This is a genomic window from Pseudomonas sp. PB103 (assembly GCF_009764635.1).
Lineage (GTDB): Bacteria > Pseudomonadota > Gammaproteobacteria > Pseudomonadales > Pseudomonadaceae > Aquipseudomonas.
Window position 1 is genome coordinate 36445 of sequence record NZ_RWIL01000086.1, and the last position, 10725, is coordinate 47169.

13 protein-coding genes are annotated in these 10725 nt (G+C 59.5%); 7 read left to right on the plus strand and 6 right to left on the minus strand.

Annotation, left to right across the window (positions count from 1 at the left end):
- Positions 1 to 2: 2 nt before the first annotated feature.
- Both EJA70_RS15665 and EJA70_RS15670 read right to left on the minus strand, forming a co-directional pair.
- Complete coding sequence (locus tag EJA70_RS15665) at positions 3 to 608, minus strand: glutathione S-transferase (protein ID WP_158831860.1); 606 nt, start codon at positions 606 to 608, stop codon at positions 3 to 5.
- 62 nt (positions 609 to 670) lie between these two features.
- Positions 671 to 1579 carry a MurR/RpiR family transcriptional regulator gene (locus EJA70_RS15670; RefSeq protein ID WP_158831862.1) on the minus strand — a complete coding sequence of 303 codons (909 nt, stop codon included), beginning with the start codon at positions 1577 to 1579 and terminating at the stop codon, positions 671 to 673.
- A gap of 505 nt (positions 1580 to 2084) precedes the next feature.
- On the opposite strand from EJA70_RS15670, the gene EJA70_RS15675 reads away from it, so the two are divergent.
- The 3 genes from EJA70_RS15675 (at position 2085) to EJA70_RS15685 (ending at position 4635) form a co-directional block, all read left to right on the plus strand.
- The gene (locus EJA70_RS15675; protein WP_008084239.1) at positions 2085 to 2489 is read left to right on the plus strand and encodes a TraR/DksA family transcriptional regulator; all 405 of its coding nucleotides are present in this window, start codon (positions 2085 to 2087) and stop codon (positions 2487 to 2489) included.
- Between the two features lie 605 nt (positions 2490 to 3094).
- Positions 3095 to 4318, plus strand: a complete 1224-nt coding sequence (locus EJA70_RS15680) for a methyl-accepting chemotaxis protein (RefSeq protein ID WP_371924592.1) — start codon at positions 3095 to 3097, stop codon at positions 4316 to 4318.
- Positions 4319 to 4431: 113 nt separating this feature from the next.
- The gene (locus EJA70_RS15685; RefSeq protein ID WP_008084245.1) at positions 4432 to 4635 is read left to right on the plus strand and encodes a hypothetical protein; all 204 of its coding nucleotides are present in this window, start codon (positions 4432 to 4434) and stop codon (positions 4633 to 4635) included.
- 6 nt (positions 4636 to 4641) lie between these two features.
- On the opposite strand, the gene EJA70_RS15690 is transcribed toward EJA70_RS15685, so the two are convergent.
- Positions 4642 to 4878, minus strand: coding sequence for a DUF2789 family protein (locus tag EJA70_RS15690; RefSeq protein ID WP_158831866.1), 237 nt, complete (start codon positions 4876 to 4878; stop codon positions 4642 to 4644).
- A 48-nt stretch (positions 4879 to 4926) separates the two neighbouring features.
- Positions 4927 to 5148 carry a hypothetical protein gene (locus EJA70_RS15695; RefSeq protein WP_256677687.1) on the minus strand — a complete coding sequence of 74 codons (222 nt, stop codon included), beginning with the start codon at positions 5146 to 5148 and terminating at the stop codon, positions 4927 to 4929.
- A gap of 479 nt (positions 5149 to 5627) precedes the next feature.
- Between EJA70_RS15695 and EJA70_RS15700 the strand changes: the two genes are divergently transcribed.
- The 3 genes from EJA70_RS15700 to EJA70_RS15710 all read left to right on the plus strand — a co-directional run bounded on the left by EJA70_RS15700 (position 5628) and on the right by EJA70_RS15710 (position 7412).
- Complete coding sequence (locus tag EJA70_RS15700; RefSeq protein ID WP_177323325.1) at positions 5628 to 6077, plus strand: hypothetical protein; 450 nt, start codon at positions 5628 to 5630, stop codon at positions 6075 to 6077.
- Positions 6074 to 6271: a hypothetical protein gene (locus EJA70_RS15705; RefSeq protein WP_008084251.1), complete on the plus strand. Its 198-nt coding sequence runs from the start codon at positions 6074 to 6076 to the stop codon at positions 6269 to 6271. Before EJA70_RS15700 ends, EJA70_RS15705 begins: the two co-directional genes overlap by 4 nt.
- Positions 6272 to 6398: 127 nt before the next feature.
- On the plus strand, positions 6399 to 7412 hold the full coding sequence (locus tag EJA70_RS15710; protein ID WP_158831870.1) for an ABC transporter substrate-binding protein: 1014 nt from the start codon (positions 6399 to 6401) through the stop codon (positions 7410 to 7412).
- A 106-nt stretch (positions 7413 to 7518) separates the two neighbouring features.
- On the opposite strand, the gene EJA70_RS15715 is transcribed toward EJA70_RS15710, so the two are convergent.
- Complete coding sequence (locus EJA70_RS15715; protein WP_158831872.1) at positions 7519 to 9651, minus strand: TonB-dependent siderophore receptor; 2133 nt, start codon at positions 9649 to 9651, stop codon at positions 7519 to 7521.
- Positions 9652 to 9743: 92 nt separating this feature from the next.
- Positions 9744 to 10133 (minus strand): DUF2946 domain-containing protein, encoded by a 390-nt coding sequence (locus EJA70_RS15720; protein WP_008087349.1) that lies wholly within the window; start codon positions 10131 to 10133, stop codon positions 9744 to 9746.
- Between the two features lie 94 nt (positions 10134 to 10227).
- Here EJA70_RS15720 and EJA70_RS15725 point away from each other — a divergent pair, with 94 nt between their 5' ends.
- The gene (locus tag EJA70_RS15725) at positions 10228 to 10668 is read left to right on the plus strand and encodes a DUF3995 domain-containing protein (protein ID WP_158831874.1); all 441 of its coding nucleotides are present in this window, start codon (positions 10228 to 10230) and stop codon (positions 10666 to 10668) included.
- Positions 10669 to 10725 lie beyond the last annotated feature (57 nt).

Genomic DNA, 10725 nt, shown 5'->3' on the forward strand with positions numbered 1-10725 from the left:
GGTCAGTTCATCGGCGTGCTGACGAACGCTTCGAGCGTTTCGGCGTAGGCGGTGTATTGCGCGATGTGGGGGTAGCGGCGGGTGTCGATCTGGTCGGGGACGACGAGGTCGGTGAAGCTCCAGGCGACGGCGAGGCTGATGCCGGCCTGGGTCAGGGTGCCGTCGGTGGGCAGGCCGTTTTGCGCGAGTTCTTGTTCGAGGGCGGTGAATGCGGCGGCGAGTTGGCCTTCGACGCGTTCGACCCACGGCTGGTATTGAATGTCGGCCGGGCGCAGGTTGCGCTCGTAATAGAGCTGCACGGCTTTTTCGCAGGCGGCGAGGCTGAGGCCGATCAGGCGCAGGGCGTGAGCGCGTTGTTTGAGGTCGGCCGGCAGCAGGCTTTTGCTGACGCTGGCTTCGAGGTAGTCGAGGATCAGTGTCGAGTCCATCAGGACCACGCCGTCGTCGAGGATCAGCGTCGGCGCTTTGACCACCGGGTTGATTTGCTGGAATTGCTCGAAGTGACGGAACACCGAGACTGACTCGTGTTCGAGGTCGATGCCCAGGCGTTTGGCGGAGATCGCCACGCGACGCACGTACGGGGAGTCCAGCATGCCGATCAGTTTCATGACGCGTTCCTTCAAGTCGAACCGGTGGGGTAGGCATAACCTAGCCGAGCTTGAAGCAATTGTCAGTCGTCGAATCCCGCTTGTTCGTGAATCTCATCGACATTCAGTTCCAGGCGATAGGCCACTGCCACGAACAACGCTTGGCACAGGCACAACGTTGCGCTCAGTGAACGAAAGGCGAGGGCGCTGCCTTCGTTGACCAGCAGAACGCTGTTCGCGCGTTTGGCCAGGGGCGAGAGGTGGCTGTCGGTGAGGATCAGTGTGTTGGCCTGCTGCTGGCGGGCGTAGCGCAGGCAGTGTTGGGTTTCCTTGGCGTAGGGGGTGAAGCTGATGGCGATGACCAGGTCGTTGGCGCGCACGCTGCGCATCTGCTCGCGATAGCTGCCGCCGAGACCCGAGACCAGGTGAATCCGCTTGTGAGTGTGTTGCAAGTTGTAAACGAGGTAATCGGCGACGGCGAAGGAGCGGCGCACGCCGATGACGTAGATGTTGTCGGCATTGACGATGAGGTCAACGGCTTTTTCGAAGGCGACGTCGTCGAGTTCGCGGCCCAGGCGTTCGATGCCGGAGCGCGTGGCGTCGATGCATTCACGGGCGAGGTCGCCGTCACTGGCTTGCTGCGACTGGTTGGCGATCATGCTGCGGATGCGTTGCTGATAGTTCTGCACCGGTGAGGCTTTGTGGGTGTAGGCGGTGCGGAACAGCGCCTGCATCTCACTGAAGCCGCTGAAACCGAAGCGCTGCGAGAAGCGCACGATGGCCGACGGATGCACTTCGCACTCGCGGGCGATGTCGCTGATGCGGTCGACCATGATCCGGTCGCTCTGCTGGCTCATGTAGCTGGCGACGCGTTTGAGCTGGCGCGGCAGGGCTTCGTATTGCTCGGTGATCAGGTGCAGCAGGCGCTCGGCATTGATCGGAGGGCTGGCGAGCGGGCGCTCTTCATTGGCCGGCAGATCGGGGCGGGGCATAAAGTATCCTTCGGGCTGGTCGATCAACCTGTGGCGAGGGGGCGTGCTCTCGCGGGACTGTGCAGCAGGCGCAACGAGTGGGGCCGCTTCGCGACCCGGCGGGAGCAAGCTCCCTCGCCACAAAGTGCTGGGTTGTGGCTGATATTAGGGGGGCTTTTGCGGTTTTGCCTGGCTGAAACGATGCACTAAAGGGTGAAAAGATACCGATGACCTGCCGCCCGGTTAGCCGTTTGTCTTCTATATACCTCCGCTCGACTGAATTTCTTGCTATAAACGCACTCCGATGACCGCTGTGAAGCTCGTGTCAGAGCAGTTTCCGGGCTTTGTCGGACAAATTCCCTATATTTACAGTTGCTGAGGCCTCAAACGGGCCTTAGACTGCCGCCCCTCGTAAATTGAGTGCCGGGTGGCGTTTGCAATAAACGATGCCTTTTCGTCGACCGGACACGGTTCGCCGGAACGCTCCCTATTTCGCCTTAATGCACGTTTTTTTATAGAGATATCAATGACAAAGGACAAGTTGCTGGCCATGCCGGCAGATGACTACATGAATTCCGAGCAACACGCTTTCTTCACTGAGCTGTTGCAGAACATGAAAGTCGAAACCCATGAGCGCATTGAGCAAAATCGTATCGCCATCGAAAGCCTGGACACCCCGGCTGACCCGGCGGACGCGGCTTCGGTTGAAGAAGAGCGCACTTGGCTGGTCAACGCGATCGATCGCGACCAGCGCATGCTGCCGCAACTGGAACAAGCCCTTGAGCGCATCAAGGAAGACAGTTTTGGCTGGTGCGACGACAGCGGCGAGGCCATTGGCCTGAAGCGCCTGCTGATCAGCCCGACCACCAAGTACTGCATCGAAGCTCAAGAGCGTCACGAGCAGATCGACAAGCACCAGCGTCAGGCCTGATTCTGTGGGGTGACCCCTTGAATAGGGGCGTCTGGAAAAGATCGCAGCCTTCGGCAGCTCCTACAGGGGTTGTTGGGGCTGCGATCTTTGCTTTTTGTCGTCTGTGATATTTCCACGCGGTTCATTGACCTGCTGCAGAGCCCACGACTAACGGACCATGGATAATGGCGTTGTAGTGGCGTTTAATGCAGTCACAACAATGAGAACAAGCGTGGGGTGTTGATATGACGAGAGATGGATCTCTGGTTGGGGCTCTGCCCGCACCAGTGCTTTTGCCGAAAAACCGCTGGATCGCTCCGACCCTGCAAAGCATCGCCCTGATGTTGTTGCTGGCCGGCATGACGCTGGGTGAGTGGTCGCTTTACCTCGGTATGCCGTTAGCGGTGCTGATTGTCTGGCTGCCGCGCCTGCGTTCCCGAGCCGTCCCCGCTGTACCGCCTGCCGACACCGGCAGCGCAATGTCTGAACTGACCCGCGACCTTTCCTACACCACCAGCCATAACGCGTTGTCGGCGGCGGGCGTGGCGTTTTCGGTCAAGGAATTGGCCAGCAAACTCGAATCGCAACTCGATGCGGCGGCGCAGATCGTCAGCAACGCCGAGGCGATGATCGCCACCGAACACGCCACCTCGCAGCTCAGCCGTGAAGCACTGGCAGCCGCCAGCGAGGCGCATCACAGCAGTGCGGCCGGGCGTAGCGAGCTGGTCGATTCGATTGCGCTGATGCACCAGCTCAGCCAGCGCGCCAATGCCAGCCGTGAACTGATCGAAGCCTTGAGCGTGCGCAGCGATGACATTCAGCGGGTGACGCTGGTGATTCAGTCCATCGCCAGCCAGACCAACCTGTTGGCGCTGAACGCGGCGATTGAAGCGGCGCGGGCTGGCGAGCATGGGCGTGGTTTTGCCGTGGTTGCGGATGAGGTGCGCGGCCTGGCTGCGCGGACGGCGGCGGCGACGGGCGAGGTCGGTGAGATGGTCGCCGACATTCAGCAACGCACGGCGCAAGTGGTGGAGCAGATTCGCGAGCTGTCCAGCGATCTGCACACCGGTGTCGAGCAGGTCGAGCAGACCGGTCAGCACCTGCAGAACATCGCGCGACTGGCCGCCGGGGTGGAAGGTCAGGTGGGCGAGATTGCCCGTGGCGCCGAGACCAACCGCGAACAACTCGACAGTCTGTTCAAGGCGATCGAGCAGATGCGCAGCGACTTGGCGATCAGCGATCAGCAGACCCGGCGCCTCGCCGACGCCGCCGTGCAGATGGAAGGGCAGGCCGAAACGATCAGCGAGCGCCTGGCCGAAGTCGGTCTGGATGACTATCACCAGCGCATCTACGACCTGGCGCGCGAGGGTGCGAGCCAGATTGCGGTGTGCTTCGAAGCGGACGTCGAGCAGGGGCGGATCAGCCTCGAAGATCTGTTCGACCGCCAGTATCAGGCGATCGGCAATACCCAGCCGCCCAAGTATCAAACCCGTTTCGACCGTTATACCGATCAGGTCCTGCCGGCGATTCAGGAGCCTTTGTTGCCGCGTCACGAAGGGCTGGTGTTTGCCATCGCCTGCACGCAGCAGGGGTATGTGCCGACGCATAATCAGCTGTTCAGTCAGCCGTTGACTGGCGATGTGCAGGTTGATGCGGTCAACAACCGCACCAAGCGCAAGTTCGCCGATCGCACCGGGATTCGTTGCGGCAGCCATCAACAACCGGTGCTGTTGCAAACATACACGCGCGATACCGGTGAGCTGATGCATGACCTCTCGGTACCGATCATGATCAATGGCCGGCATTGGGGTGGTTTGCGCCTGGGCTATAAGCCGGAACGCGCGCGCTGAGCGATTGTTACCGCCCGTGCAATGAATCTGTGCGCGGCGGTTGCTGTTTCCTCTCGACAGAAAGCATTAATCTGACCACTTAGTTAGGTTGCTAATGATTTCGGGAGGTCTGCATGCAGTGCAGAGTTGATGTTGCGGTGATGATCGGCAGCGGTGTACCCGCCGGTTTGCGCGCGATGGGGCAAAGCGTTTGCTGGGTGGTGTTGCTCAACGGTGAGCGACGCGGTACCGCGTTTGCCAGTCGCGACGAGGCCGAAGAGTGCAAGGCTGCCTGGCTCGCGCAATTGCAAGCCGAGGCCGGTGACAGCCTGCACTGATCAGATTTACTTACCGCGGTGCAGGCGTACGTTCAGTTCATCGACCATGACCGCTTCTTCACCGTCGGCACGTAACCATTCCTTGAGCAGTTGCGCCTGTTGCGGCGACCAGAACTCGGCGTCGATCAGTTTGATGTTGGCGTCCAGTGGATGCGCTTCGATGAAGTCGTCAATTGCATTGCCTTCGGAAGGCAGGCCCAGTTGGTCGAACAGGGTTTTAAGATCGTAGGCTGGCAGTTCCATCGTGTGCTCCTTGGGTTGATGCCGAAATGGCACGGTCGATCACTCTCTTTATCTGAGGCAACCACTCGCCAGGAGTTCGATTTTCGACTCCAGTGAGCGGGCGAGGGCGCAGGCTTCGTTGTGGTCCTTGCGGAAACCTCTTACGCGGCCGGTCGAGATTTCCTGGATATGAAAGAACGCCGTCCCGGCCGGGATCACCAGAAAACGTGGGTTTCTGGAGCGCTCGGCTGGCTCCGCCGGATTCTTGAGCGGGCTGATATGCAGCGTCATCGGTGATTGGTTGGTGGCGTCAGGCTTTGAGGCAAAGTGAGTCAGAGTGCACATATGAAGTCCTTTTCATCGGTCGGCAGCTATTTACCGGCCGTTTCGGGTAGTCGTAATGAGCATTGCTGCTCTAGAATCGCCAGTACCTGTTGACGACAGGGCTTATCTAAAGCAATTTTTCACGGGCGATATGTCGGAAAAGTGCTTTTTTTCGTGAGAATTTTCCCTAAAGTTCGTAGTCAGCTTTCTCTGTCCGCCAGTAAGGATTTTTCCTTCAAGGTTTGGCGACATCGGGGCAAGTTTCGCGAGTGACATTCCAGTAGTCTTACGAGCCTCGCGATCGATTGAGCACTCTGCTCACTTCGGGCTTTTATTTGAGTCATTTGGCAGCACCGTCGGCCTGGCCGTTTTTTTTGCCGTGCGCGTTTTCCGTGGACGGTTTTTTCAGATGTGGGGATGTTTCTTTGGCAGTCAGTAACCTCGATATGCATGCTTTGTTCGTGCTGGGTGATTTGCGCGCAAAGCTGGTCAAGTTGTTCCAGTCGCGTTTTGTTTACATCACCGAGCAAAATCCCGAAGGCATTTACGTCGCCGAGATCGACACCGAAAGCGCGTTGGTGGTCGATGACAAACCGGGGCTCAAGCTCAAGGTTGGCGATCATTTCAGCGCCTCGGTCCTGCCCAGCCGTGAAGGCGGCAAGATGGATATCCGTTTTCGCGAAATCAAACTGACGGTGTATGGCCTGGGCGATTACGCCTTCGTCGAGACGGCTGACGGCAGCGCGATTCTGTTCAAGGAAGGCCATAGCGTGGTGACCGTGTTTGCCGCTCATGCGCAGTTGCAGGAAGGCCTGACCAAGACCCTCAAAGCCGTCACCGCCAAAGCCGCCAAGTGGCGCAAGGGCGAATTGGTGACCTTTAAGGCCAGCGAGTGAGTCGCGCCGATTTCCATGCGCAAAACATCGACACCGCGCGCGAGGAGGCCCAGCGATTGTTCGCTGCGAAGGCCGAGTTGCAAGGCGCGTGGTTGAGTTGGGTGGCGGCGCAGATCTACACGTTGCGTCCAGCGGAATACGCCAGCATGGTCAGACGCGAGCTGCAAAGCTTGCAGGAAAAGTCTGATTCGTAACCTCGTCCGGGTTCGGGCCCGGAAAAAGCAGGAACCTCGGCTACAGTCAGTTGACTGAGTATTCAGAGGCTTGCGGTCTTCTGTCAGGCCATCCTGCTATTGCTGTGAACAGCACGAGGTGCAATGCATGAACGGATTTCGACGGTTGTTGGCCGCGAGCGTGGCCACATTCGGTTTGCTGACGTCAGCGCAAACGGTGGTCGCGGCAGAGACGCCGATCCATTTTGCCGACCTGAACTGGGAAAGCGGCAGCCTGATCACGGATGTCCTGCGGATCATCGTCGAGAAGGGCTACGGACTGCCGACCGACACGTTGCCCGGCACCACCATCACCCTGGAAACCGCACTGGCCAACAACGACATTCAGGTGATTGGCGAAGAGTGGGCGGGGCGCAGTCCAGTGTGGGTCAAGGCTGAAGCCGAAGGCAAAGTGGTCAGCATCGGCGATACGGTCAAGGGCGCCACCGAAGGCTGGTGGGTGCCGGAATACGTGATCAAGGGCGACCCGGCCAAGGGCATCAAGCCGCTGGCACCGGACTTGCGCAGTGTCAGTGATCTGAAAAAATACAAGGATGTGTTCAAGGATCCGGAGAACCCAAGCAAGGGGCGTTTCCTCAACAGCCCGATCGGCTGGACCTCGGAAGTGGTCAACAAACAGAAGCTGACCGCGTATGGGCTGCAGGACGACTTCACCAATTTCCGCAGTGGCTCCGGCGCGGCACTGGACGCGGAGATCAGTTCTTCGATCCGTCGCGGCAAACCGGTGTTGTTCTACTACTGGTCGCCGACGCCGCTGCTGGGCAAATTCAAACTGGTGCAGCTGGAAGAACCCGCGTTCGATGCCGAAGCCTGGAAGACCCTGACCGACGCGGACAACCCCAATCCGAAACCCACGCGCTCACTGGCCTCGAAGTTGTCGATTGGCGTGTCGACGCCGTTTCAGAAGCAATATCCGCAGATCACCGAGTTCTTCAGCAAGGTCGACTTTCCGATCGAGCCGCTGAACAAGGCGCTGGCCGAGATGAGCGAAAAACACACCGCGCCACGCGACGCGGCGGTCGCGTTCATGAAGGCGCACCCGGATGTGTGGCAGGCGTGGTTACCGAAAGACGTGGCAGAAAAAGTATCCACCAACCTCTAACGCACCGCTTCATGTAGGAGCTGCCGCAGGCTGCGATCTTTTGATCTGGTTTTTTACAGACAAGATCAGAAGATCGCAGCCTGCGGCAGCTCCTACAGGGTGGGATTTAGAATCGGGTTTGTACGGCCAATTCGAAGGTGCGTGGGGTGCCGAGGTAATACGCGGGCGAAACATGCGCAAACTCGGCGTACACCTCATTGGTCAGGTTGCGCACCCGACCGGTCATGGTGGTGTGCGAGTCGACCTTGTAGCTGAGGAAACTGCCGAACAATGTGTACGACGGCACCGTCATGGTGTTGGCGGTGTCGGCGTACACCGACGCCACGTAGCGTGCATCCACCCCACCTTGCCATTGCGGCGAAAAATCATAGGTCAGCCACAGATTGCCGACCCGATCCGGCACGTTGGTTGGCGTATTGCCCTTGCGTGAAACCACCACGCCGGCGGCATCCTTTTCGGTGAAATCGTCGTACTGCGCGTCGACCCAGGCGAAATTGCCTTCAGCCAACAGCTTGTCGGTAAGGCGCAATGAGCTGGCGATCTCTATGCCTTTCGAGGTCTGCTGGCCGACTGGAATACTGCTGGTCGGGTCCAGCGGGTCGGTCACGGCGAAGTCCTTTCGCTCAATCGTGTAAGCGGCAACGGTCGCCGAACCACGGCCATTCAGATAATCGAATTTGCTGCCGATTTCCCACTGCTTGCCCGTCGAAACGTCAAAGTCCTGCGTGCCATTCGGTTGCTCGGCGGCAGTGCTGTATTGCACGTAAACGTTGGCCGATGGAATGAACTGGTAGGTCAGGCCGGCGCGTCCGGTCAGCGGTTCCCAACTGCGCTTGAGGTGTTTTGGATTGGTCGCGGTCACGGCGCGGTGGTTGGTCACGTCGAGGTCGATGTCGTCGTAACGCAGGCCAGTGAGCAGCGACAGTTTGTCGGTCAGCGCCAGGCGATTCTCCACGAACACTGCTTTGGTGGTGACATCGTTGGTTTTGTCGCTGATCAGCTTGGGGTTGGTGCCAGGAATGTCATAGAAATACCCCGGACGATAGTTGTCCGGATCGACCGTACTCGCACCTTTGATGTTGAGCGGTGAATTGGTGGTCTGGTTGACCTTGTACTCGAAGCCCCCCGACCAGGTCGTATCGAGGCCAAGCAACGTGTTGTCGTGGCGCAGTTCGAACTGGTTGCCGTTCTGCTCGCCCTGATGGCGCACCTGATAGGCGGTGGAGCGATTCACCGCCGTGTTGTCGGCGTTGTACTGATAGGTTTCGAGGTTGCGGTAATCGCGCTGGCTGTCGAGGTGGTACAGCGTGTTGCGCAGTGTGGTGCTGTCGTTGATGCGGTAGTCGACGATCGAGCGCACCCAGATCGTCCGCTGTTCGTAACGGCCGTCCTCGACGTTGTAGTTGTTGAAGCGATTGTGTTTGTCGATCTTCAACTCGCCGGCCTTGGGGTTGAGTACCGGCGTGCCCCAATAGGGGCTGTCTTCGTGTTCGTCCTGATATTCCAGGGCGAGGGTGTGCGAGAGGTTGGGCGTGAGGTCGCTGAGTAATGAGAACGCCACGCTCCAGGCATCGCGCTCCTGGCGGTCGATGTAGCCGTTGCCGGTGTTGTGGCTGACGTCGAGCCGCGCGTAGTGCTGCACGTCGGCGCTTGGGTCGGTCAGTGCGTGGTTGAGGCCGAACGCGGTTTCGGTGGTGTCATAAGTGCCGTAGCTGACGCGGCCTTCAATGGCCTGCTCCTGGCGGGAGGCAAGTTTGGTCACGTAGTTGAGCGAGCCGCCCACGGAACCTGCGCCGTTGATCAGCGACGAGGGGCCGCCGACCAGTTCAACCCGATCATAGATCCACGCATCCACCGGCCGGGCGAGGCCGCCGGACACGTTGATGCCGTTGAACATCTGGGTGATCTGGCTGCTGGTGAAGCCGCGATAGGAGACGAAACCGCCGAAGCCCGGCGGTGCGCTGGCGTTGACGCCGGGCAGGGTGTTGGCGGCGTCCTGGAAATTCTGCGCGCCGTGGCGTTCGATGTCGTTGCGATTGGCGATGGCCACCGAGGCCGGCGTGTCACGCACGCTCAAGCCGAGGCGTGAGGCCATGCCGCTGGACTGGTCGAGGGCAATGCCCGGCTCGTTAGCGGCTTCGCCATCGATGGTGATCGGCGCGAGATCCACAGTGGATTGCGCCCAGACGTTAACGGACAGGCAGCCGCACAGGCTCGCCAGCAGAGTGAGTTGTTTCATCATTGAATCCTGAATGCTTGTCTAGGAGTCAGCGCACAGGCGAACGCCGCGCGTTGGCGCAGTGGGCTGACAAATCAAAAAGGCAGGGACACTCAGGCGAGCGGCGGGGCGCGAGGGTTGGCCGAGGGCCAGGTGAAGCGGACAGGGAGGTCGGCGCTGACGATGGGCGCCAGCGGCGGGCTGTGCTGTTCCGGGAGGATCGCCAGGGTCAGGCTGGAGTTGAACGCCGGGCCCATGCCGCCACCGACCGAGCACAGCGGGCAGCCGAATGCCTTGGACAGTGTCGGCAGTTGTTCTTCGGTGGGATTGGACGCCAACGGCGCTTGAGTGGCCGGGTCGACTGTACAGAATTGGCCGCCGATGCCGTTGAGCTGCATGCCGACCATTTGTCCGTGACCGATGCTGCACGCGAACACGTTGAACAGGACGCAGCAATAAAGCATCCAGGCCAGCAGTGAGCGATCGGTTCGGGAGAATTTCATGGGGCGGCACTTTACCGTACCGCTGATCGGTCGTGCACTTGAAAAAAATGCGACTAGGATGATTTGTTCAAATCCCTTTCCAAGGATTTCAACCATGACCTTTGTGTTGGCTCAATGGCTGGTGACAATTTTTGCAGTGATCGCCTTGATGCACGTGTATTGGGCGTTGGGTGGGCAGTGGGCGGCGGCAGTGGTGGTGCCGCAGGTGCCGGTGCGCGGTTTTGTCGCAACGGTGCGACCGGCGTTCAAACCGTCGGGCTGGCTGACGCTGGTCGTGGCTGCCGCGCTGCTAACGATTGCAGCGTTGGTGTGTATGCGGGTTGGCTGGGGAATGCCGGCGGTCAGTCACAAAGCGTTGCAGTGGGTGATCAGCGCGATTGCGCTGTTGATGTTTGCACGGGCGATTGGTGATTCGAATCTGGTGGGGTTTTTCAAAGAGGTGAAGGGTTCGCGATTTGCCCGGCTGGATACGTGGGTGTATTCGCCGTTGTGTGCGCTGTTGGGCGCGGGGTTGTTGGCGGTGGCGTGGGTTTGAGAAAGGGCAAGATCAAAAGATCGCAGCCTTCGGCAGCTCCTACAGGGATCAATGTAG

Excerpts from the sequence above, each read along its gene's own strand:
- EJA70_RS15665 (WP_158831860.1), bottom strand. The coding sequence starts at position 608 with ATGAAACTGATCGGCATGCTGGACTCCCCGTACGTGCGTCGCGTGGCG.
- EJA70_RS15670 (WP_158831862.1), bottom strand. The coding sequence starts at position 1,579 with ATGCCCCGCCCCGATCTGCCGGCCAATGAAGAGCGCCCGCTCGCCAGC.
- EJA70_RS15675 (WP_008084239.1), top strand. The coding sequence starts at position 2,085 with ATGACAAAGGACAAGTTGCTGGCCATGCCGGCAGATGACTACATGAAT.
- EJA70_RS15680 (WP_371924592.1), top strand. The coding sequence starts at position 3,095 with ATGATCGCCACCGAACACGCCACCTCGCAGCTCAGCCGTGAAGCACTG.
- EJA70_RS15685 (WP_008084245.1), top strand. The coding sequence starts at position 4,432 with ATGCAGTGCAGAGTTGATGTTGCGGTGATGATCGGCAGCGGTGTACCC.
- EJA70_RS15690 (WP_158831866.1), bottom strand. The coding sequence starts at position 4,878 with ATGGAACTGCCAGCCTACGATCTTAAAACCCTGTTCGACCAACTGGGC.
- EJA70_RS15695 (WP_256677687.1), bottom strand. The coding sequence starts at position 5,148 with ATGACGCTGCATATCAGCCCGCTCAAGAATCCGGCGGAGCCAGCCGAG.
- EJA70_RS15700 (WP_177323325.1), top strand. The coding sequence starts at position 5,628 with ATGCATGCTTTGTTCGTGCTGGGTGATTTGCGCGCAAAGCTGGTCAAG.
- EJA70_RS15710 (WP_158831870.1), top strand. The coding sequence starts at position 6,399 with ATGAACGGATTTCGACGGTTGTTGGCCGCGAGCGTGGCCACATTCGGT.
- EJA70_RS15715 (WP_158831872.1), bottom strand. The coding sequence starts at position 9,651 with ATGAAACAACTCACTCTGCTGGCGAGCCTGTGCGGCTGCCTGTCCGTT.
- EJA70_RS15720 (WP_008087349.1), bottom strand. The coding sequence starts at position 10,133 with ATGAAATTCTCCCGAACCGATCGCTCACTGCTGGCCTGGATGCTTTAT.
- EJA70_RS15725 (WP_158831874.1), top strand. The coding sequence starts at position 10,228 with ATGACCTTTGTGTTGGCTCAATGGCTGGTGACAATTTTTGCAGTGATC.